Here is a 19,322-nt window from a genome sequence, read left to right as displayed (position 1 = left end):
ATACGGGTCTTCGGCAGGCTCAGCCCCTACTCAGGGCGAACGGACTTCTGGATTCAAACCCGCTCGATAATGATGCCCGTGCCCATGCCCGCGCCCACGCACAGATTGATCAGCGCTGTGCCCTTGCCGGAGCGTTCCAGCTCGTCGAGCGCGGTGCCGAGCACCATCGCGCCGGTCGCGCCGAGCGGGTGGCCCATGGCAATCGCGCCGCCGTTCACGTTGATCTGGCTGTGATCGAGCCCCATCGCCTGCATGTAGCGCAGCACGACGCTGGCGAAGGCTTCGTTCAGCTCCCACAGGTCGATATCGCCGACCGACATTCCAGACTTTTTCAGGAGCTTGTCGGCAATGTTTTCCGGGCCCGTGAGCATGATCATCGGCTCGGAGCCGACCGAAGCCATGGCCTTCATCCGGGCGCGCGGCTCGAGCCCATATTTCTCGCCCATGGCCTTGCTGCCGACCAGCACGGCCGCAGCGCCATCGACAATGCCGGAGCTGTTGCCGGCATGGTGGACATGGTTGACGCGTTCCAGCTCCGGGTATCGGAGCAGGGCGATGGTGTCGAAGCCCGGCATCTCCTCGCCCATGGCGAGAAAGCTGGGCTTGAGGCTAGCGAGGCTCTGCATCGTCGTTTCCGGGCGCATATGCTCGTCATGGTCGAGCAGCACCTGGCCGATCACATCCTTCACAGGAATGATCGACTTGCCGAAGCGCTTGTCGTCCCAGGCAGCCTTGGCGCGCTTCTGGCTCTCGACCGCATAGGCGTCCACGTCGTCGCGAGAGAAGCCGAACTTGGTCGCGATCACGTCCGCGCCAATGCCCTGCGGCGCGAAATAGCTGGCATAGGCGACATTGGGATCGGAGGCCCAGGCGCCGCCGTCCGCGCCCATCGGCACGCGGCTCATGCCCTCCACGCCACCGCCAATGGCCAGCTCCGCCTCGCCACTGATCACCTTGGCGAGGGCCATGTTCACCGCTTCCAGGCCCGAGGCGCAGAAACGGTTGATCTGCACGCCCGGCACGGTTTCGGCATAGCCGGCGGTCAGCACTGCCATGCGGGCAATGTCCGTCCCTTGCTCGCCGACCGGGGCGACGCAGCCGAGGATCACGTCGTCCACGTCCGCCGTGTCGATGGCGTTGCGATCGCGCACCGCCTGGAGAACCTGGACCGCCAGCTGTACCGGCGTCACCTCATGGAGCGACCCGTCCGGCTTGCCGCGTCCCCGCGGTGTGCGCACGGCATCATAGATGAAGGCTTCCATGGTCGCTCTCCTGTAGGTCTGGCGGGGCCTTTGGTGCGGGCAATATGGGCCATGCGATCGCCTTCGCGCAAGGGCTCGCTGCCGGCTTCGCCACTTGCGTGGTCCATGCAAGCCCAAGAAATCCGCCAATCCTCGGCCTTACCCTAACGTCAACGGAAGGTGCGCGGGCGGGGCATAATTTCCCTATCTTTAGCGCCAGGGCGAGCCGTGCATGCCGAGTCCGCGCTGCCCTTTTGGGCGCAAGCGGCCCGACTCGGGCGTCTGCGGTTGAATAGAAAGTTCCAACGGCCTATCTGCGCCGCATCAGCATATCGACATGCACACCCGCGTGTCTTCTTGTCCTTTTCCCGGGGGTAGGCATGGCCAGCCAGAACGAACTCAGTCCCAAGCCGGCAAAGCCGGACGTTCCCAAGGATGTCGAGGAGGCGATCCGCACCCTCATCCGTTGGGCTGGCGACGATCCAGAGCGGGAAGGCCTCATTGAAACGCCCAAGCGCGTGGCGCGCGCCTGGCGGGAATATTGCGAGGGCTATGCCGAAGACCCGGCCTATCACCTCTCGCGCATTTTCCACGAGGTTGGTGGCTATGACGAGATCGTGCTGCTCACCGACATCCCGTTCCAGTCGCATTGCGAGCATCACATGGCGCCGATCGTCGGCAAGGCGCACATCGCCTATCTGCCGCAGGATTATGTCGTCGGCATCTCCAAGCTGGCTCGCGTGCTGGAGGCGTTCGCCCGCCGCCTGCAGGTCCAGGAGCGGCTGACGGCGCAGGTCGCCGACTGCATCTGGGAGAATCTCAAGCCGCTCGGCGTGGCCGTGGTGATCGAGGCGACCCATGGCTGCATGACCGGGCGGGGCGTCCGCACCCATGGCACGATCATGCGCACCAGCCGGATGATGGGCGTGTTCAAGCGCGACGAAAAAAGCCGAGAGGAAGTGCTGCGCCTCATGGGCGTAAAATGACGGCGCAGGCCCCGCTCGCGCTCGTCACCGGGGGGCACCGCCGCCTCGGCGCGCGCATCGCCATGCATCTGGCGCGTGCCGGCTATGCGCTGGCGATTCATGGCCGGCATGATGCGGAGCCGCATCGCTTCCTGTCCGAATGCCTCGCCGAAACAGGCGTGCGCTGGCATGGCTTCGTCGCGGATTTCCTGACGCCGGGGGCCGCCGAAGGGCTGATGCCGGCGGTGATCGATCATTTCGGCCGTGCACCGGATCTGCTGGTGAACAGCGCCTCGCTGTTCGGCGAGAGCGAGCTGGAAAATGTCAGCGCCGGCCAGCTGGCCGATTATCATCAGGTCAATACGGTCGCACCGGTGTTGCTGACCCAGGCCTTTGCTGCGGCGGCCCGGCCCGATGGGGCTGGTGCCTCGATCGTCAATATTCTCGACCAGCGCCTGGCCCAGCCGCATGGCGACCAGCTTGCCTATACGCTGGGCAAGGCGGGGCTGGAGGCGTTCACGCGGATCGCCGCGCGCACGCTGGCGCCTGCGATACGGGTCAATGCTGTCTCGCCGGGGCTGACGCTCGCGACCTATGATTATACGCCCGAGCAACTGGAGCGGCTGGCCAGCCACGCGCCGCTCGGCGTGTTGCCGACGCCCGAGGCGGTGGGCGAGGCCGTGCTGTATCTGGCGCGGGCGGAGTCGGTGACCGGCCTGACGATCATTGTCGATGGCGGTGCCCATATGCGCAGTTACGCGCGGGACTTCCTGCATCTGGAGACCTGAACCGCCCGGCAGCGCCCGGTGACGGCCGATCCGATCTCCCACAAAGCAAAACCCCGCCGGACGATCTGTCCGGCGGGGTTTCTAAAGCTTGCGGAGGGAAGGGGCTCAGGCCTCTTCCGTATCCTCGTTGGCAGCCGGCTCGGCAGCCTCGGTCGCGATTTCGCCCGGCTCGGCATTGGGATCGTAATCCTCGGTGAAGCCGGCTTCGTCCTTCTCGAACATGGAGGCCATGACGTCCACGCCGTCCTTCTGCAGGTCGGCTTCCTCAGGCGAACGTGCGACGTTGGCCTGAACGGTGACGGAGACTTCCGGGTGCAGAGAGACGCGCACGTCGAACAGGCCGAGCGTCTTGATCGGGCGTTCCAGCACGACCATCGACTTGCTCACATTGGTGTGGCCGGCTTCGTGGAGCGCTTCCACGATGTCACGGACCGAGACCGATCCGTAGAGCTGGCCGCTGTTCGACGACTGACGGATCAGGACGACCTGAACGCCATCGACCTTCTCGGCCGCCTTGGCAGCGTCGTCACGACGGGCTGCGTTGTCGGCCTCGATCTTGGCGCGGTTGGCCTCGAACACCTTCTTGTTGGCGTTGTTGGAGCGAAGCGCCTTCTTGTTGGGCAGCAGGTAGTTGCGCGCATAGCCGTCCTTGACGGTTACGACGTCGCCGATTGCACCCAGCTTCTCGATACGCTCGAGCAGAATGATTTCCATGGGTCCGCCCTCCTTACTTCACGATGTAGGGCAGCAGGCCCAGATGGCGGGCGCGCTTGATTGCCTGGGAAAGCTCGCGCTGCTTCTTGGCCGAGACGGCCGTGATGCGCGAGGGAACGATCTTGCCGCGCTCAGAGACGAAGCCCTGCAGCAGGCGCACATCTTTGTAATCGATGCGCGGTGCGTCCTTTGCGGAGAACGGGCAGGTCTTGCGACGGCGGAAAAATGGGCGTGCCATGTGTCAGGTCTCCTTATTCGCCGTCCGAGGCTTCTTCGCGGTCCCGGCGGGGCGCGCGATCGCCGCGATCCGGGCGGTCACCACGGTCGCCGCGCTCACCACGACGCTCACGGTCGCGCTCGTTCTTGCGCATCATCACCGAAGGGCCACCCTCCAGCTCTTCAACGCGGACGGTCATGAAGCGGATCACGTCTTCGTTGATCTGCGTCTGACGCTCCAGCTCGGCGACCACGCCAGCCGGCGCGTCGATGTTGAGCATCACGTAGTGAGCCTTGCGGTTCTTGGCGATCTTGTAGGCGAGGTTGCGGAGACCCCAGCTTTCCACCTTCGTCACCTTGCCTTCATTGGCCTCGATGATCTTGGTGGCATTTTCCGCGAGCGCATCGACCTGGGCCTGTGCCAGATCCTGACGCGCAAGGAAGACATGCTCATAATAGGGCATGGTTCATGCGTCCTGTCTTTTGGCCGATTGCTGACATACGCCCCATGCGCATGCCCCTCCGGCTGTCGTCTCAAACAAAGCTTCGCGGCGGGCGCAGCGAGAGCCTGCCCGGCGAAGGGGCGGCCTATGGCTGAAAAGTGCCCGCAAGGCAAGTGCGCAATGCCAGCTCTCGCCGATAAGCGATCAGGGCCGGAACTGCCGGGCCAGCGCGTGATAGAGCTTGGGCTTGCAAATCTGCCCGCTCACCCAGTTGGCGAAGATCGCCGTAGCGAACAGCGGCAGGATCATGGTGCGGTCTGCGGTCATTTCCATCATGATGATGGCGGCGGTGAGCGGCGCCCGCACCACACCCGCGAAATAGCCGATCATGCCGAGCAGCACGATGGCGCCGTGCGGCTGGTCCGGCATCAGCAGCCCCAGCAGCTGACCAAGGCCGGCGCCGACGGAGAGTGATGGCGCAAAGATGCCGCCGGGGGCTCCGCTCAGCGCCGTGGCCAGTGTGGCGACGAGCTTGGCGGGGCCGAAGCTCCAGGACACCTCTTCACCGGCGAGCAGCGCGCGGGTCGTCTCATAGCCGGTGCCCCAGCTGATTCCGGCGGTGAGAATGCCCGTGATGGCGACGACGAGCCCGCAAATGCCCGCGACGAGCAGCGGCTTGGCCCGCATCGCGCGGGTGAGCGGGCTGCGGGACCAGGCAAGAGCGATCAGCGCGCGGGAGAACAGGCCGCCCGCCACGCCGCCGACCAGCCCGGCGACGGGCGTCAGCAGCAGCATGGAGGAGATCGGCATCGATTGATGCATGGCGCCAAAGTAGATGTAATCGCCCGAGAGCCACAGGCTCGTGATGCCCGCCATCATCACGGCGGCCATCACCACGATCGCAATCTTTTGCTCGAAGGCAGCGGCCAGTTCCTCGATGGCGAAGGCGACCCCGGCGAGCGGGGTATTGAACGCAGCGGCAACGCCTGCCGCACCGCCGGCAATGATAATCCCGGCCGAAACCGGCACGCGCAGCCAGCGCTGCACCGCGGCCATGATGGCGGCGCTGATCTGCACGGTCGGTCCTTCGCGACCGACTGAGCCACCCGCGAGCAGCATCCCCAGCGTGCCGAACAGCTTGAACAGCGCGGTCCGCAGCGAGAGCAGGCGGCGGGATTGTGGGTGATCCGGCATACGCGCCGCCGCCATTGTCTGCGGAATGCCCGATCCGCGCGCCTCCGGGCACCAATGCCGCGTGACATAGGTCACCGCGACGAACAGGCCGGGCGTGATGACCAGCGGCGCATAAGGAAAGGCATCGGCCACGCCGGTAAACACGCCTTGTGCGGCCTCGCCCAGCTTGGCGAACAGCACCGCGACCAGGCTGAGCAGCAAGGCGCCGCCGATCGCGCCGATGCGGCCCCGCATCACGCGGGCATCCACGCGGCTGATCGCGTTGGAGAACCGTGGCTTTAACATCCTGGCTTCCCCTATGCCCCATGAGCAGGGCGCACAATGGCGAATGTCCATCCAGGCGCGCCGTCGTGCCGGTCAAGCCAACAGGACTTGCCCGGGGCGCCCCCCCGGACTAGGGCGCAGGCCTTCACAGACCAAGCAGGGATCAGGGCCGTGCGTGCATTCATCTTTCCGGGGCAGGGCAGTCAGGCCGTGGGCATGGGGTCGGCGCTGGCCGCTGCATCGCCCGTGGCGCGCGAGATTTTCCAGGAAGTCGACGAGGCGCTGGGCCAGCATCTCTTTCGCATCATGACCGAAGGGCCGGAAGCGGACCTGACCCTGACCGAAAATGCCCAGCCGGCGATCATGGCCAACGCGCTTGCCACTTTGCGCGTGCTGGAGAAGGAGGGCGGCATCGTGCTCCGCGACAAGGGGGATGCGCTGGCCGGCCACAGCCTCGGCGAATATAGCGCCCTGTGCGCGGCGGGCGCCTTCGATCTCGCGACCACCGCCCGTCTGCTCAAGACGCGCGGCCGGGCGATGCAGGCCGCCGTGCCGGTGGGCGAGGGCGCCATGGCTGCCCTGCTTGGCGCCGACATCGAGAAGGCCGAGGCGCTCGCCGCTGCGGCGGCCGAGGGCGAAGTCTGCGCCGTCGCCAACGACAATGATCCCAGCCAGGTCGTCATTTCCGGCCATGTCGGTGCCATCGAGCGCGCGATCGGGCTGGTGAAGGACCATGGCATCAAGCGCGGCGTGCTGCTCCCGGTCTCCGCGCCCTTCCATTGCCCGCTGATGCAGCCGGCTGCCGATGCGATGGCGGCTGCGCTAGCGGACACGCAGTCGCCCGGCGCCTTCATTCCCGTCTATGCCAATGTCACGGCCGCGCCGGTGAGTGACGCGGCAACGATCCGCGATCTGCTGGTCCAGCAGGTCACTGGCCGGGTGCGCTGGCGCGAGAGCATCGCGGCCATGTGGGCGGCGGGCATTACCGATTTCGTCGAGCTGGGCGGCAAGGTGCTCGGCCCGATGGTCAAGCGCATCGCGCCGGATGCGACCGTGACCAGCGTGATCTCGATGGACGACATCGAGGCGCTGCTCGGCCGCGTGTGAGAGACAGGAGGGACTGCATCATGTTCGATCTCAATGGAATGACCGCGCTGGTCACTGGCGCGAGCGGTGGCATCGGCTCTGCCGTGGCCCGGGCGCTGGCCGCGCAGGGCGCGCGGCTTGCGCTCTCCGGCAGCAATGTCGGCAAGCTGGAGTCCTTTGCCGCCGAGCTGGGCGGCGATCATGTCTGCGTGCCGTGCGATCTGAGCGATGCGGCTTCGGTGGACGCCCTGGTGCCCGCCGCACTTGAGGCGCTGGGCGGCAAGCTGGATATCCTCATCAACAATGCTGGCGTCACGCGCGACAACCTCATCCTGCGCATGAAGGACGAGGAGTGGGACACCGTCCAGAAGATCAATCTGGAGGCGGCCTTCCGCCTGATCCGCGCGGCGGCCAAGCCGATGATGAAGGCGCGCACGGGGCGGATCATCTCGATCACCAGCGTCGTGGGCGTGACCGGTAATCCGGGCCAGGCCAATTACGCCGCCTCCAAGGCCGGTCTGATCGGCATGAGCAAGAGCCTGGCGCAGGAACTGGCCAGCCGGGGCATCACCGTGAACTGCGTCGCGCCCGGCTTCATCCGCTCGGCGATGACCGACGCGCTCAACGACGCCCAGAAGGACGCCATCCTCTCGCGCATTCCAGCCGGCGCGCTCGGCACAGGCGAGGATATCGGCGCGGCGGTGGTCTATCTCGCCAGCCGCGAGGCGGGCTATGTCACGGGCCAGACCCTGCATGTGAATGGCGGCATGGCGATGATCTGAGCTTTGGCCGGTCTCTGGCGAGATCGGCTCATCTGGAGCTCGTCATCACGGCAGAGCGAGATTTTTTATCGGCAGGCGGAACCCGATGCCGCGCCGATCATTCCCTCACTGACTGGCTCCCGCCGGTCAGCGGACCCCCTTAACGGCGGCCTTTCAGAGGCCGCCGTTTTTTTGGCGAGGGTTGGTGGGCTGGCCGTGCTGAGGTGGTCTCAGTTGACGCTGACGCTGTCTAGTTCTGAACCCACGAACCCGTGGCGGCTGGTCCCGCCAGTCGATTGTCCGCCCCATACCGATAAAACGCGGGATACCGGTGGAAAATGGTGAGCCCTGCTGGGTTCGAACCAGCGACCTACTGATTAAAAGTCAGTTGCTCTACCGACTGAGCTAAGGGCCCCCAAGCGGGTGTCGCGATCCCCTAAAGGTGCGGGCTCTGGCGGTCAACCGGCTTGGCGGCTTTTACAGCCGCGATCATCTGGCTGGGGTGGGTTTGCGCAGGCGGGAGGTTAGATGGCGGATGGTGAGGCCGGACACAGGATCTTGTGCATCCGGAGCGATCGCGCACAGCGGTTCGAGGACGAAGGCACGGTCTGCGATGGCTGGATGCGGTACGGTTAGACGTTTGCTGCGCACGTTGCCGCCCGACCATAGCAACAGGTCGAGGTCCAGCGTGCGCGGGCCCCAGCGGCGGTAGCGGCGGCGATGGAAGGTGCGCTCGATGGCCTGAAGCTGGTCGAGCATCGCCAGCGGTGGCAGCGTCGTGCTCACAATGACTGCCGCATTAGCGTAAGTGCGCGCGGACGGGCCCAGGGGGCGCGAGTCGATGATGGGGGAGGCTCGCACAAGGCGGAGGGGCGCGAGGTCGAGGGCATCGAAGGCGGCGCGCACGATGTCGCGCGGGCGCATCCCCGCCATCGGACGATTGGCGCCGATGCCGACAGCGTAGATCTGCTCGCCGGTTTCCGGCGACCGATGGTCGCGCGCCAGAGGGTGGATGCTTGCCTTGTTCATCCGCCAGGGCCTATCCGCAGGGCATGTCCATGACCAGTCCTGTTATAAGCCCCGTGCCCGGCGCCGAACCGGCGCGCGATTGTCCCCTATGTCCGCGTCTGGTCGCCTTTCGCCAGGCCTGTCGGATCGAGTATCCGGACTGGTGGAACAGTCCAATCCCCGCCTTTGGCGATCCGGATGCACGCATTGTTCTGGTGGGACTGGCGCCCGGCAAACATGGCTCTAACCGCACCGGGAGGCCGTTCACCGGCGATTATGCGGGCGACCTCCTGTTCGCCACGCTCGACAAATTCGGTCTTTCGCGTGGCACATATGACGCGCGTGTGGATGATAGTCTTGAGCTGGTGGATTGCGCGATCCTCGCGAGCGTGAAATGCCTGCCGCCACAGAACAAGCCGACCCCCGAGGAAATCCGCACGTGCCGTCCGTTTCTGGATGCGGAGGTCACGTTGCTGCCCAAGGCGCGCATCTTCATCGCGCTCGGGCAGATCGCGCATCAATCCGCGGTGAAAGTGCTGGGTGGACGGCTGCCCAAGGCCCGCTTCGCGCATCTCGCCGAGCACCGGATGCCCGATGGGCGCATGCTGATCGATAGCTACCACTGCTCGCGCTACAATACGAACACCGGGCGGCTGGCGGCGGAGATGTTCGAGGCGGTTTTCGATCGGGCGCTGGCTTTGCGGGATAGCCTTTAAGCGACGCGGTGATAGGCAGGTTTTATCCGTCGGGCATTGCGCCCGTTGGATGAAGTTCGGGCGGCAACCTTGCGCGCGGGTGTTCCTTCACGACGCAGCGATGGTCGTGAGAGAACGCGCATGCCAAACAGGTTCCAGGGTGCAGACATTGCTGACCGGCCTTATCTCGCCAAGCGAAAGGCCCGGCTCAAGAGGCTGGTGAACGCGGGGACTGAAAGCTACCGCCGCGCTCGCCGGGCTTATCGCAGCAGATAATCGTAATAAGCGCCATCCGGCGGTCCACCGGCGGCAGCCTGCACGCCATCCAGGGCGCCCTCCGGTAGAGAGGCGAGCGACTTGGCATGATGCTCTTCGCTGGCCCATTTCTCGATGAAGATGAAGCGGTGCTCGTTGCCCAGGTCCCGCATCAGCTCGACGCCTTCACAGCCATCGGCAGCCTTCACCGTTCCAGAGAGGGCGATGAGGGCCGCTTCCATCTCGGCGCTTTTGCCGTCTGCGGCGGGAATGATGTAGAGGCGAGCCACGGTCATACACATCTCCTTATGCAGCGATGGTTACACATCCTGTGCCAGCCGTCCATAAAGCTCGGGCCTGCGATCGCGAAAAAAGCCCATGCCGGCGCGGTGCTTGCGAGCGCGATCGAGATCGAGCGTGGCGATGAGCGCGCCGGTCTGCCAGTCCTCCGCCTCCGCCACCAGATCGCCCCATTCGTCCGCGATGAAGCTGTGGCCGTAGAAGCTTTGTTCGCCGGTGGCGCCGGCGATCTGCTCGCTGCCGATGCGATTGGCGGCGACGACCGGCATGCAGTTGGAGACGGCATGGCCCTGCATCGCCCGCCGCCACATGCGGCTTGTATTCAGATCGCCATCATAAGGCTCCGAGCCGATCGCCGTAGGGTATAGCAGCACTTCTGCGCCCATTAGCGCCATGGCGCGGGCCGTTTCCGGATACCATTGGTCCCAGCAGATGCCGACGCCGATGGTGCCATATTTCGTTTCCCACACCTTGAAGCCGGTGTTGCCGGGCCGAAAATAATATTTCTCCTCATAGCCCGGCCCGTCCGGGATATGGCTCTTGCGGTAGACGCCCATGATCTCGCCCCGATCGTCGATCATGGCGAGGCTGTTATAATGGTGTTGGCCATCCCGCTCGAAGAAGCTGGTGGGGATGTAGACGCCCTGCGTCTTGGCCAGCTTCTGCATCGCCAGCACGGCAGGATGCTCGGTGAGCGGGCGGGCGCGGGCAAACAAAGCCTCATCCTCGACCGTGCAGAAATACAGTCCCTCGAACAGTTCGGGCGGCAGGATGATCTTGGCGCCGCGGGCCGCGGCCTTGGCGACATGTTCCTCCACCAGCGCGATATTGGCGGCCTCATCGTCCGAAAAGGCGAGCTGAAGCGCGGCGACCGTGAGATGAGACATGGCGTGATCCTGCGGCGGAAGGGGTCAGACGGCGGCCGGCAGATGCATGCTCATGCAATGGAAGCTGCCGCCGCCGCGCAATATGGCATCGGACGGCAGGCCGACAATAGCCCGGCCCGGAAAGAATGGCGCGAGCGCATCCAGCGCGGCCTGATCATTGGCCGCGCCATATTGCGGCACGATGACGGCGCCGTTGGTGATGCAGAAGTTCATGTAGCTCGCTGGCACGATGTGCCCGTCAATCTCGTATCGACCGACCGACGGCATTGCGGCGACCTCCAGCCCATAGGCGCGGGCGCGCGCTGTGGCATCGGCATAGATGGCGGTGTTGGGGTCATCCTCGGTGCTGGCCTGCGGCACGGCAAGAATGCCGGGCGCGACGAAGCGGGCGAGATTGTCGACATGCCCATCGGTGTGATCGTTCAGCAAGCCATCACCCAGCCAGAGCATGGACGACAGGCCAAGGGTGCCGGAGAGGATCGTCTCGATCTGCTTGCGATCCAGCGTGGGATTGCGATTGGGGTTGAGCAGACATTGCTCGGTCGTCACGAAAAGGCCGGTGCCATCCGTATCGAGCGCGCCGCCTTCCAGGATGATGGGGACGTGACGGCAGGGCAGGCCGGTCGTAGCGGCAAGGCGTGCGCCGATATCCTCATCGCCCGGCATCTGGAATTTGCCGCCCCAGCCGTTGAAATCGAAATCGACGAGGGCGCGGGAGCCATTCGGGCCGAGGAGGCCGATTGGGCCGGTATCGCGCAGCCAGATGTCGCCGAAGGGTTCGTGGCGGACCTCTACGGCGGGGGAGACAAGGGTGCGGGCGTGGAGGGCATCTGGCTCGGTGCGCGCGAGAAGTATGACGCGCTGGCCCTGGGTTGCAACGGCGCTGGCGAATGCGGCTCCCTGCAATTGACCCTCGGGAAGATCCTCTGGCCACTCCGCTACATCGCCAGGAAAGCCGATCCAAATATGCTCTTGCGGCGCCCATTCGGCGGGCGTGAGACGCGGCATTCTATAGGTCATTTCTGTCGATTGCTCCTGACGATTTAGTCCCGACGTCATAACAGTTTCACCGCCTCCAGGCCGCCGCGATACCGTTTTCTCCGATTAGCATGATCCGGAGACTGACGACTCCCACACAACCCTCAACCCATGCCTGAAGTTCTAGGCTAGAACGGCGCCCGTGTGGGGAAGGTTGCAACAGTCGCTCGGCAGGAATTTGGCCAACTTAACCGTTGTCAGACCGGAACAGCGGATGGTTCTGGTCGTGCCGAAGAATGCTTCAGCGATCTTCATGATCGTTGTAGGGGCGGGAGGCCATAGAAGCGGAAAACAATCGTGCTCTCATGCGGCGAAAGTTGAAACCCCATTCGCTGCTCACCAACGGACCAATCGGTCAGTAAGCTGATCATCCGTTTGGCGCCGCCAATAATGTGGTGGCTAATTTGCCGCATGGGAGGTCCTCCGCATAAGTCCGTACCGCCGGAGCAGATTTGTCCAATAAGAAATGTTTTTTAAATTCAGCGCGAGTTTGGTAATATAAAGCGGCACGACATTAACATTGAACGATGTTGATTGAGAAGAAGAATGGGCAAATTAATCGCTCTCATAGTGGCCAGCGTAGTGCGTGGTGCAAGCTGGACGCGCCAATCCTGTCAGGTTCGATGAGGGGGGATAACACGTTCCTCGGTAGTTAGGTATTAACCTGTTGGTGTAAATTCACTAGCAGTATGGCAGCATAGGGTTGTCTGCGGGCGGCGCAACATTTCTCCTTAGGTCCGCCATGCGTGAGCGATCACTCGATGGGTCGCGCCTTTTGAGGACTTGCGTATACCATTGTTGAGAGGGTGCCGTTTTGACGACGATATAGTTGTAAAGGTGCTGCGCTTAAAGCCAAAATTGGCTAGCATGAGGCGGAGGGCCGGAATGTTGGGCGCCCAAAAATTCGTTATATCCTCTCCCAGTTCGCCTGGTTCATAGAGCCGCATGGCCGGCAGAACCTCGCGGGGGAGGGCGATAGCCGTCTCAATAACTAACTGATCGCTGCACATGGCTGCAGCAGCTTCCAGGCCGGCATAAGGGTCTTTAAGATGGTAAAAGACGCCAAGGAAAAGTACAATATCGAACTGGCCGAGGCCGGCCTCGGGTAACGCAGCCAGATCACAATCGAAGGCCTCCACTCTTGATGCTAGGCGCCGGTGAATATAGTCGAAGCCGAGCCGATTTCCCCAGCCTTCGCCGGACCAGCAGAAATGGTCGGAGGCCACCACGCGCGCCGCACCGCGTCGCTCTGCTTCGAAGGAGAAGAAGCCATCCCACGCCCCGATATCGAGGACCGATTTTCCAGAAAGGTCCTGCGCGAAGATTAGTTCAGCTTCCTTCTGCTGAATGTCGAGGGGTTTGATTCCGTTAATAATATCTCCATCGCCTAGGTCGAATGAGTGAAACCACTCGATTTCTGGGCGCTCGGCGTCTGTGATCATATCTGTGTCTCTTACGGGCATCTGCGGGTTCGGGGCGGGTTAGAAGTCTGGCATCGATAGGTGCGGCCTTTGGCCTTATCCGAAAAGCGGGAGCTGATGCCAGTCTCGGCTCACCATTTCGCTTTCGCATTGCAATGTCCGCGATACATAGGCATTGCGTGGCGGCTCGCGATTTAGGTTCTTACCGCGATGCTGCAAGTGTGTCCGGCATGGGGTTTTACCTCACACCATCCCAGATAACATTCGCTGGGACGTCATTTTTCTGGTTGGAATAGCGATGAATAAAGTCCGAAATTTAGGGGTTCTTTTCTTTCTGACTGTTATACTGCCGACGTCCGTTGCGATTGTTTATTTTTGGTTTCTAGCCTCTGACATTTATATATCTGAGTCTAAATATGTGGTTCGTAGTCCGGAAAAGTCTTCGAGTTCAATGTTCGGGGGGCTCCTGAAATCAGCGGGATTTTCGAGTTCCGGCGATGAAATGTATGCTGCGCACGACTATCTCATTTCCCGGGATGCGCTCCAGGCACTGAATCAGAACGGGGCGGTGGTTAAAGCCTATCGAAATCCCAGCGTATCCGTGTTTGACAGATTCGACACGACGTTCACAGGCGGCAAGTTTGAAGATCTGTACCGCTACTATAAGCGCAAAGTTGACGTTCAATTTGAATCTACTACCTCGATCACGACACTGACGGTCCGCGCCTACACGCCGCAGGAAGCTCAGTTGTTCAACGAGCGTTTGCTGGAAATGGTCGAAGGTACTGTGAATCGTCTCAATACCCGAGGCCGGCAGGATCTGATCCGGTTTGCAACGGCGGAGGTGGAGGAAGCTGAACGAAAGGTACGCGATACTGCGCAAGCCGTATCGATCTATCGTAATCGGGAGGGCGTGATCGATCCTGAGCGGCAGGCGGCGGTGCAGTTACAGATGATTTCTAAGCTGCAGGACGAACTCATCACGGCGCGAAACCAGTTGCTACAGCTTCGCGCCTTCGCGCCGCAAAACCCGCAGGTCGATGTGCTTAGCACCAAGATCAGCGGCTTGTCTGAACAGATCGATGTCGAGTTGGGTAAAGTCGCGGGCGGCCGGGCGTCGCTTTCATCGACGGCCGCTCAGTATCAGCGGCTTGCGCTCGAAAATGAATTCGCTGAGAAGCAGCTTGCAAGTGCTATGGTAGCTTTGACCGAGGCGCGAAATGAAGCGCGGCGCAAGCAGACCTATGTTGAAAGGATCGTACAGCCCAACCTGCCGGACGAGCCGCTAGAGCCAAGGCGCTTGCGCGGTATCTTTGCGACCATCGCCTTGGGACTGGTCGCTTGGGGCATCTTGTCTATGCTGCTGGCAGGCATCAAAGAGCATCAGGACTAAAGCGTGATCCGGAGTGCTGATTTCAAGGGTATGATGAGCGGACTGGTCATCCAGCGACGTGTAATAGGCGCGCTGCTGATGCGGGAGGTGCTCACGCGCTTCGGCCGACACAATATTGGATTTCTGTGGCTCTTTGTTGAGCCGATGATGTTTACACTGGGCGTCACCGCGCTTTGGACGGCGACCAAAACTGTCCACGGATCGGACCTCCCGATCGTAGCCTTCGCCATCACTGGATATTCCAGTATCCTCCTCTGGCGAAACATGCCGAGCCGTTGCATCTTGGCAATCAATCCGAATCTGTCACTGATGTATCACCGCCAGGTCCGTATCATCGATATCTTTCTGGCACGCATTCTCTTGGAGGCGGTCGGAGCGACGATCTCCTTTGTAGTGTTGACGCTATTCTTTTCTTTCCTTGGTTGGCTCTCGCTCCCAGAGGATGTGCTGCAGGTCATTTTTGCCTGGTTGATGCTCGCCTGGTTCGGGGCTGCGCTCGCGTTGTTTCTTGGAGCATTGTCTGAGATATCGGAGACTACAGAGAAACTTTGGCATCCTGCCTCCTATCTGCTCTTCCCTCTTTCCGGCGCAGCCTTTCTCGTTGACGCCCTGCCTAAGGCTGCGCAGGAGTATGTGCTTTATCTGCCTATGGTGCACGGCGTAGAGTATCTGCGTGAGGGGTATTTCGGCTCTGGTTTCAATCCCCATTATGACATGGGCTATATGGCGCTTTGCAACCTTACTTTGACCGTGCTCGCCTTGGCGCAGACGCGGATCACCGGGCGCAGGATCATTCCGCTATGATCGTCGTCGCAAATGTTAGTAAGAGTTACGCAACCCGAGCCGGTCCAAGGCTCATTCTCGATCAGGTAAATCTTACGGCGAAACGCGGGGAGAAGATCGGTATTCTTGGGCGGAACGGTTCGGGCAAGTCAACCATGATCCGCATGATATCTGGCGCTGAGTTCCCGGACAAGGGCCGCGTTACCCGGACGATGACAACATCGTGGCCGTTGGCCTTTAGCGGTGCTTTTCAGCCCGCGCTCACGGGTATCGACAATCTGCGCTTTATTTGTCGCGTCTATGGTGTTTCAGTCGAAGACAAGGTTGACCAAGTCGATCATTTCGCGGAACTGGGACGCTATCTACGCGAGCCCTTGCGGTCCTATTCGGCAGGCATGCGCGCTCGACTAGCTTTCGCGCTCTCGATGGCGATCGAGTTCGACTGCTTTCTGATCGACGAGATTATCGCGGTCGGCGATGCCCGCTTTCACCAGAAATGCCATGAGGAGCTATTCGAGAAGCGCGCCGATCGCTCGATGATTATCGTATCCCATGACGCCAGCTATGTGCGGGAACATTGCGACCGCGCGGCTGTTCTGTCCCAAGGACGTATTCATCATTTCGACGCTGTCGATGAAGCCTATGAGTTTTACATGGCCAGTGCGTCCTGACCGGATGGTCGGCGGGTTGCTTCACTATTGCCGATCCTTGGTTGGCGGGGCGCCCCGGAACTGTGTCGCGCCGTCGCATGGGCCGGATGGCACGATCCGCCATCTGCTTGTGGATGTGTCGATCATCGCGCGTCACGACGCGCGTACGGGTATACAGCGCGTGGTCCGCGCAATCTGGACGCAACTCGCGCAGGCCCATCTCCACAGCATTGAGGTAATTCCAGTCATCGGGAGCAAGCGCCGCCCCTATGCTTATGCGCCGAAGGATTTTCTGGAGAGTCCCGTCGACGTTAGAAAATGGCGCGGTGTTAAGGTGGACCCGCATCCCGGGGACATCTTTTTAGGGCTTGATCTATCGAGCCAGATTATTCCGCGCCGACGGCGTCAGATCGCGCAATGGAAGCGCGCGGGCCTCAAATTTCACGTCGTCGTCTACGATCTTCTGCCCTGGACGGACCCGCAATGGTTCACCCGTCGCGCGGTCCGGAACTTTCGGAAATGGCTCGACATGATCTCGACCTATGCCGATGGGGCGCTGTGCATCTCCGATCATGTCCGCCGGGAATTCTCCCGCTGGTTGCAGGTGTCGCGGCCGGGGCGGGCAGGGCATGTCGCGATTTCCCGGCTTGCGATGGGGAGCGAGTTTGATGTGCGGCGTGGATTGCCGGAGGCCACGGCCATGTCATCCGGTCTGCTCAAGGCAATGGCTGGCGCCCCGACCCTGTTGATGGTGGGCACGGTCGAGCCGCGCAAAGGGTATGATTGTGCGCTGGCGGCATTCGATGTGCTCTGGCGGCGGGGCCCGCAGGATGCCCCGAATTTGATGATCGTGGGCAAGCCGGGTTGGAAGACTGCATCGCTGCAGCAAGCCTTGCTTGATCATCCGGAATTCGGGAAGCGGTTGTTCTGGGCTCGGAATGTCAGTGATGAATGTCTGGAGCGGCTCTATGGAGGTTGCGCTGGCCTGCTGGTCGCCTCGCGCGCTGAAGGGTTCGGACTCCCGGTGCTTGAGGCTTTGGCGCGGGGGTGCCCGGTATTGGCGAGGAACCTGGCTGTGTTTCAGGAGCAGGCATCGCCGGGCCTGTCTTATTTTGACGATGATGACGCCACCGCATTGGCGCGGTCGATCGAGGCTTTTCTGAACTGTACCTCGCGGGCTTCCAGCACTATTTCGGGGCACCCTGTCCGACCGGGCGGCGTGTTTTCGGGATGGAAAGAAGCGTGCTCGGATATTTTGACTGCGCTGGACGTGGGACCTCAAACAGTCCGGAATGAGGCATCGGTATCTTCGGGCTTGAAGATGCCCCGCGGATCATGACTATTATTCTGCATGGCTCTTGCTTTCGCTTTTCTGCCAGAGCAATGATTTTGGCGGGCGGAGTGGCTTCAATCCGGGGTTGGCAGGCCCGGGATCCGGTCAATAATGGAGAAACAGAGTGGCAGATTTAGAATATCATTCTGCGCTGGGCGGCATGTGGATTGATCGGTTTGACTGGCGCGAACAGATGGTGACGCGCGGTCTGTCCGGAGAGCAGCGCGATCAGGTTACCGAATTTGTCGATCGGGGCTACATCATCTTGAGGAAGGCTGCCGATGAGGCCGCGATTGATGCCTTCCAGGACCGCATTTCCAAGGCCTTTGCCGAGGGCGATGCCCAAGTCAAATATCAGCCGCATGGCAGTTGGAGCGTTCTCAGCCTGGCAGGTCCGATCGATCGATTCGGCACGCGCATCGTTGATTCCTTCGTGCCCTTCGAGGAAGCTCTGGATCTCTTTTCCAGTCCAAGGCTTCTCGATTTTCTCGAACTTGTTTTCGACGACAAGGCCTTGTTGTTCCAGAGCCTGAGCTTCGACAAGGGTTCGCAGCAAGGGCTGCATCGCGATACGGCCTATGTCGTGGTCGATCGCCCCATGGAAATGGCGGCGTGCTGGATCGCGCTTGAGGATATCAAGGTCGGTTCAGGTGAACTGGTTTATGTGCCGGGCAGCCATCGTGATCCGGAGTTTCTGTTTGAAGGCGGGCGGAAACACTGGATCTCGACCGAAGATGGTCCGGATCCGCATGATGCGTGGAGTCGCCAAATTCAGGCCTGCGCGGCGTCCAATCCGGCCGGGCGGGAGACCTTCCAGGCTCGCAAGGGTGATATTCTGATCTGGCATGCGGATCTGGCGCATGGCGGCTCGAAGGTCACGGATGACAGTCTGAGCCGCCAGAGCCTTGTCGGCCATTTCTGCCCGAGCAGCGCCAGGCCGCATTATTTCAATCTCGGTATGAATCGTGAGACCGTGAAGGCTTATGGTCGCTTGAATTTTGCCAGTATCCACTACGATCTCGCTACTTTTGATCGTGTTGAGCGGGAATAAATATTCGGGATTAAAGCGCTTCCGGGCGGTCAGAGGGGTGTGAGAATATCATGATAATCACGGAATCTTATAGTCAGTTTAAAGAAGATGTTATCACTGCGTCGATTTTGGGTGCGTCGACTTCGCCTTATTCCAAGCTGTTCGTGGACGTCGGCGCGAATGATGGACGGAGCTGGAGCAACAGCTACTTCTTCGGCCAGCTGGACTGGCCCTTGCTCCTTGTGGAGCCGATCCCGCAGTTCGCTCAGTGCGCGCGTGATCTTTATGCCGGGAATTCGGCTGTTATCGTCGAGGAGAAGGCTATTTCGGCGAGCCGGGGATCGGTCGATTTCTTCCTGACTTCCGAACCCGATCGCGATCTTCTGCAGATGGGATCCTCCCTGTCGGAGGGGGCGGTTCCTTTCGGTCTGAAGTCGGTCAAGACTGTCGTGGAGACATGCCCGCTTACCGATCTATACGAGGCGCACAATATCCCGACCGATTATGGCGTACTGTCTGTCGATGCGGAGGGGCATGATCTGGAAGTTCTCCAGACTGCGGGGCTGGATCGTTGGCGTCCTCTGCTCATCTGTGTTGAGATGCTCGGCGGTGCAATGCAGGATAAGGCGTCGAGGGAAATCGACCAATATCTCACCGGATCAGGTTATCGGTTCGCCGTGCAGAGTCCTGCGAACTGCTTCTATCTTAGGCGGGACTGACCGCGCCGCGTATCGGTGATTTTCGATGTGTTGAATTCAGGGCGTGATCCGGTTGTTGGATCACGCCCTGAATATTAGTCGAGGCAAGGGGAGCGAATACGACTCCACGTGCGGCGTATAGCCTTTGCCCGCCATTCT

The 19,322-nt window shown here is 61.6% G+C and carries 21 protein-coding genes and 1 tRNA gene; 11 read left to right on the top strand and 11 right to left on the bottom strand.

Annotated features, from left to right (window positions below):
- Positions 1–53: 53 nt before the first annotated feature.
- Positions 54–1,262 carry an acetyl-CoA C-acetyltransferase gene (locus tag M2341_RS11515; RefSeq protein ID WP_264585328.1) on the bottom strand — a complete coding sequence of 403 codons (1,209 nt, stop codon included), beginning with the start codon at positions 1,260–1,262 and terminating at the stop codon, positions 54–56.
- A gap of 359 nt (positions 1,263–1,621) precedes the next feature.
- On the opposite strand from M2341_RS11515, the gene folE reads away from it, so the two are divergent.
- The gene (gene folE, locus M2341_RS11510; RefSeq protein WP_264578597.1) at positions 1,622–2,227 is read left to right on the top strand and encodes a GTP cyclohydrolase I FolE; all 606 of its coding nucleotides are present in this window, start codon (positions 1,622–1,624) and stop codon (positions 2,225–2,227) included.
- Positions 2,224–2,994 (top strand): SDR family oxidoreductase, encoded by a 771-nt coding sequence (locus M2341_RS11505; RefSeq protein ID WP_264585327.1) that lies wholly within the window; start codon positions 2,224–2,226, stop codon positions 2,992–2,994. Before folE ends, M2341_RS11505 begins: the two co-directional genes overlap by 4 nt.
- Before the next feature lie 105 nt (positions 2,995–3,099).
- On the opposite strand, the gene rplI is transcribed toward M2341_RS11505, so the two are convergent.
- The 4 genes from rplI to M2341_RS11485 form a co-directional block, all read right to left on the bottom strand.
- Positions 3,100–3,708, bottom strand: a complete 609-nt coding sequence (gene rplI / locus M2341_RS11500; RefSeq protein ID WP_181560057.1) for a 50S ribosomal protein L9 — start codon at positions 3,706–3,708, stop codon at positions 3,100–3,102.
- Positions 3,709–3,721: 13 nt separating this feature from the next.
- Positions 3,722–3,946, bottom strand: a complete 225-nt coding sequence (gene rpsR, locus M2341_RS11495) for a 30S ribosomal protein S18 (RefSeq protein ID WP_181560056.1) — start codon at positions 3,944–3,946, stop codon at positions 3,722–3,724.
- A gap of 13 nt (positions 3,947–3,959) precedes the next feature.
- Complete coding sequence (gene rpsF / locus M2341_RS11490) at positions 3,960–4,388, bottom strand: 30S ribosomal protein S6 (protein ID WP_181560055.1); 429 nt, start codon at positions 4,386–4,388, stop codon at positions 3,960–3,962.
- A 183-nt stretch (positions 4,389–4,571) separates the two neighbouring features.
- On the bottom strand, positions 4,572–5,846 hold the full coding sequence (locus M2341_RS11485; protein ID WP_181560054.1) for a chloride channel protein: 1,275 nt from the start codon (positions 5,844–5,846) through the stop codon (positions 4,572–4,574).
- 150 nt (positions 5,847–5,996) lie between these two features.
- Between M2341_RS11485 and fabD the strand changes: the two genes are divergently transcribed.
- Together fabD and fabG are read left to right on the top strand one after the other, a co-directional pair.
- Complete coding sequence (gene fabD / locus M2341_RS11480) at positions 5,997–6,932, top strand: ACP S-malonyltransferase (protein WP_264585326.1); 936 nt, start codon at positions 5,997–5,999, stop codon at positions 6,930–6,932.
- A 20-nt stretch (positions 6,933–6,952) separates the two neighbouring features.
- The gene (gene fabG / locus M2341_RS11475) at positions 6,953–7,693 is read left to right on the top strand and encodes a 3-oxoacyl-[acyl-carrier-protein] reductase (protein WP_264585325.1); all 741 of its coding nucleotides are present in this window, start codon (positions 6,953–6,955) and stop codon (positions 7,691–7,693) included.
- A gap of 318 nt (positions 7,694–8,011) precedes the next feature.
- On the opposite strand, the gene M2341_RS11470 is transcribed toward fabG, so the two are convergent.
- Both M2341_RS11470 and folK read right to left on the bottom strand, forming a co-directional pair.
- Positions 8,012–8,087: transfer RNA gene (locus tag M2341_RS11470), tRNA-Lys, on the bottom strand.
- Positions 8,088–8,161: 74 nt separating this feature from the next.
- Positions 8,162–8,701, bottom strand: a complete 540-nt coding sequence (gene folK, locus M2341_RS11465; protein WP_264585324.1) for a 2-amino-4-hydroxy-6-hydroxymethyldihydropteridine diphosphokinase — start codon at positions 8,699–8,701, stop codon at positions 8,162–8,164.
- 23 nt (positions 8,702–8,724) lie between these two features.
- Here folK and M2341_RS11460 point away from each other — a divergent pair, with 23 nt between their 5' ends.
- Positions 8,725–9,396 carry a uracil-DNA glycosylase gene (locus M2341_RS11460; protein WP_413715478.1) on the top strand — a complete coding sequence of 224 codons (672 nt, stop codon included), beginning with the start codon at positions 8,725–8,727 and terminating at the stop codon, positions 9,394–9,396.
- Between the two features lie 239 nt (positions 9,397–9,635).
- Here M2341_RS11460 and M2341_RS11455 read toward each other — a convergent pair whose 3' ends face one another.
- The 4 genes from M2341_RS11455 to M2341_RS11440 form a co-directional block, all read right to left on the bottom strand.
- Positions 9,636–9,926 (bottom strand): putative quinol monooxygenase, encoded by a 291-nt coding sequence (locus M2341_RS11455; protein ID WP_264573133.1) that lies wholly within the window; start codon positions 9,924–9,926, stop codon positions 9,636–9,638.
- A 24-nt stretch (positions 9,927–9,950) separates the two neighbouring features.
- Positions 9,951–10,817, bottom strand: a complete 867-nt coding sequence (gene aguB, locus M2341_RS11450; protein WP_264585322.1) for an N-carbamoylputrescine amidase — start codon at positions 10,815–10,817, stop codon at positions 9,951–9,953.
- A gap of 24 nt (positions 10,818–10,841) precedes the next feature.
- The gene (locus tag M2341_RS11445; RefSeq protein WP_264585321.1) at positions 10,842–11,837 is read right to left on the bottom strand and encodes an agmatine deiminase family protein; all 996 of its coding nucleotides are present in this window, start codon (positions 11,835–11,837) and stop codon (positions 10,842–10,844) included.
- A 749-nt stretch (positions 11,838–12,586) separates the two neighbouring features.
- Positions 12,587–13,297, bottom strand: a complete 711-nt coding sequence (locus tag M2341_RS11440) for a class I SAM-dependent methyltransferase (protein WP_264585320.1) — start codon at positions 13,295–13,297, stop codon at positions 12,587–12,589.
- Between the two features lie 277 nt (positions 13,298–13,574).
- On the opposite strand from M2341_RS11440, the gene M2341_RS11435 reads away from it, so the two are divergent.
- From M2341_RS11435 to M2341_RS11410, 6 genes are all read left to right on the top strand, one after another.
- Positions 13,575–14,669, top strand: coding sequence for a hypothetical protein (locus M2341_RS11435; RefSeq protein ID WP_264585319.1), 1,095 nt, complete (start codon positions 13,575–13,577; stop codon positions 14,667–14,669).
- 30 nt (positions 14,670–14,699) lie between these two features.
- Positions 14,700–15,473: an ABC transporter permease gene (locus M2341_RS11430; protein WP_264586035.1), complete on the top strand. Its 774-nt coding sequence runs from the start codon at positions 14,700–14,702 to the stop codon at positions 15,471–15,473.
- Entirely contained in the window at positions 15,470–16,123 is a 654-nt protein-coding gene (locus M2341_RS11425) for an ABC transporter ATP-binding protein (RefSeq protein WP_264585318.1), read from the top strand. The genes M2341_RS11430 and M2341_RS11425 overlap by 4 nt, the downstream gene beginning before the upstream one ends.
- On the top strand, positions 16,005–17,441 hold the full coding sequence (locus M2341_RS11420; protein WP_264585317.1) for a glycosyltransferase family 4 protein: 1,437 nt from the start codon (positions 16,005–16,007) through the stop codon (positions 17,439–17,441). Before M2341_RS11425 ends, M2341_RS11420 begins: the two co-directional genes overlap by 119 nt.
- Before the next feature lie 118 nt (positions 17,442–17,559).
- Positions 17,560–18,486 carry a phytanoyl-CoA dioxygenase family protein gene (locus tag M2341_RS11415; protein ID WP_264585316.1) on the top strand — a complete coding sequence of 309 codons (927 nt, stop codon included), beginning with the start codon at positions 17,560–17,562 and terminating at the stop codon, positions 18,484–18,486.
- A gap of 50 nt (positions 18,487–18,536) precedes the next feature.
- Complete coding sequence (locus tag M2341_RS11410) at positions 18,537–19,184, top strand: FkbM family methyltransferase (protein ID WP_264585315.1); 648 nt, start codon at positions 18,537–18,539, stop codon at positions 19,182–19,184.
- Positions 19,185–19,322: the final 138 nt, after the last annotated feature.

Source organism: Sphingobium sp. B7D2B, assembly GCF_025961895.1.
In the GTDB taxonomy this organism is placed as follows: domain Bacteria; phylum Pseudomonadota; class Alphaproteobacteria; order Sphingomonadales; family Sphingomonadaceae; genus Sphingobium.
This window is presented reverse-complemented; position numbering and strand designations above follow the sequence as displayed.

Excerpts from the sequence above, each read along its gene's own strand:
- folK (WP_264585324.1), bottom strand. The coding sequence starts at position 8,701 with ATGAACAAGGCAAGCATCCACCCTCTGGCGCGCGACCATCGGTCGCCG.
- M2341_RS11430 (WP_264586035.1), top strand. The coding sequence starts at position 14,700 with ATGATGAGCGGACTGGTCATCCAGCGACGTGTAATAGGCGCGCTGCTG.
- M2341_RS11420 (WP_264585317.1), top strand. The coding sequence starts at position 16,005 with ATGACGCCAGCTATGTGCGGGAACATTGCGACCGCGCGGCTGTTCTGT.
- fabG (WP_264585325.1), top strand. The coding sequence starts at position 6,953 with ATGTTCGATCTCAATGGAATGACCGCGCTGGTCACTGGCGCGAGCGGT.
- rplI (WP_181560057.1), bottom strand. The coding sequence starts at position 3,708 with ATGGAAATCATTCTGCTCGAGCGTATCGAGAAGCTGGGTGCAATCGGC.
- M2341_RS11445 (WP_264585321.1), bottom strand. The coding sequence starts at position 11,837 with ATGACCTATAGAATGCCGCGTCTCACGCCCGCCGAATGGGCGCCGCAA.
- folE (WP_264578597.1), top strand. The coding sequence starts at position 1,622 with ATGGCCAGCCAGAACGAACTCAGTCCCAAGCCGGCAAAGCCGGACGTT.
- M2341_RS11425 (WP_264585318.1), top strand. The coding sequence starts at position 15,470 with ATGATCGTCGTCGCAAATGTTAGTAAGAGTTACGCAACCCGAGCCGGT.
- M2341_RS11435 (WP_264585319.1), top strand. The coding sequence starts at position 13,575 with ATGAATAAAGTCCGAAATTTAGGGGTTCTTTTCTTTCTGACTGTTATA.
- M2341_RS11460 (WP_413715478.1), top strand. The coding sequence starts at position 8,725 with ATGTCCATGACCAGTCCTGTTATAAGCCCCGTGCCCGGCGCCGAACCG.
- rpsR (WP_181560056.1), bottom strand. The coding sequence starts at position 3,946 with ATGGCACGCCCATTTTTCCGCCGTCGCAAGACCTGCCCGTTCTCCGCA.
- rpsF (WP_181560055.1), bottom strand. The coding sequence starts at position 4,388 with ATGCCCTATTATGAGCATGTCTTCCTTGCGCGTCAGGATCTGGCACAG.
- aguB (WP_264585322.1), bottom strand. The coding sequence starts at position 10,817 with ATGTCTCATCTCACGGTCGCCGCGCTTCAGCTCGCCTTTTCGGACGAT.
- M2341_RS11440 (WP_264585320.1), bottom strand. The coding sequence starts at position 13,297 with ATGATCACAGACGCCGAGCGCCCAGAAATCGAGTGGTTTCACTCATTC.
- M2341_RS11410 (WP_264585315.1), top strand. The coding sequence starts at position 18,537 with ATGATAATCACGGAATCTTATAGTCAGTTTAAAGAAGATGTTATCACT.
- M2341_RS11455 (WP_264573133.1), bottom strand. The coding sequence starts at position 9,926 with ATGACCGTGGCTCGCCTCTACATCATTCCCGCCGCAGACGGCAAAAGC.
- M2341_RS11505 (WP_264585327.1), top strand. The coding sequence starts at position 2,224 with ATGACGGCGCAGGCCCCGCTCGCGCTCGTCACCGGGGGGCACCGCCGC.
- M2341_RS11515 (WP_264585328.1), bottom strand. The coding sequence starts at position 1,262 with ATGGAAGCCTTCATCTATGATGCCGTGCGCACACCGCGGGGACGCGGC.
- M2341_RS11485 (WP_181560054.1), bottom strand. The coding sequence starts at position 5,846 with ATGTTAAAGCCACGGTTCTCCAACGCGATCAGCCGCGTGGATGCCCGC.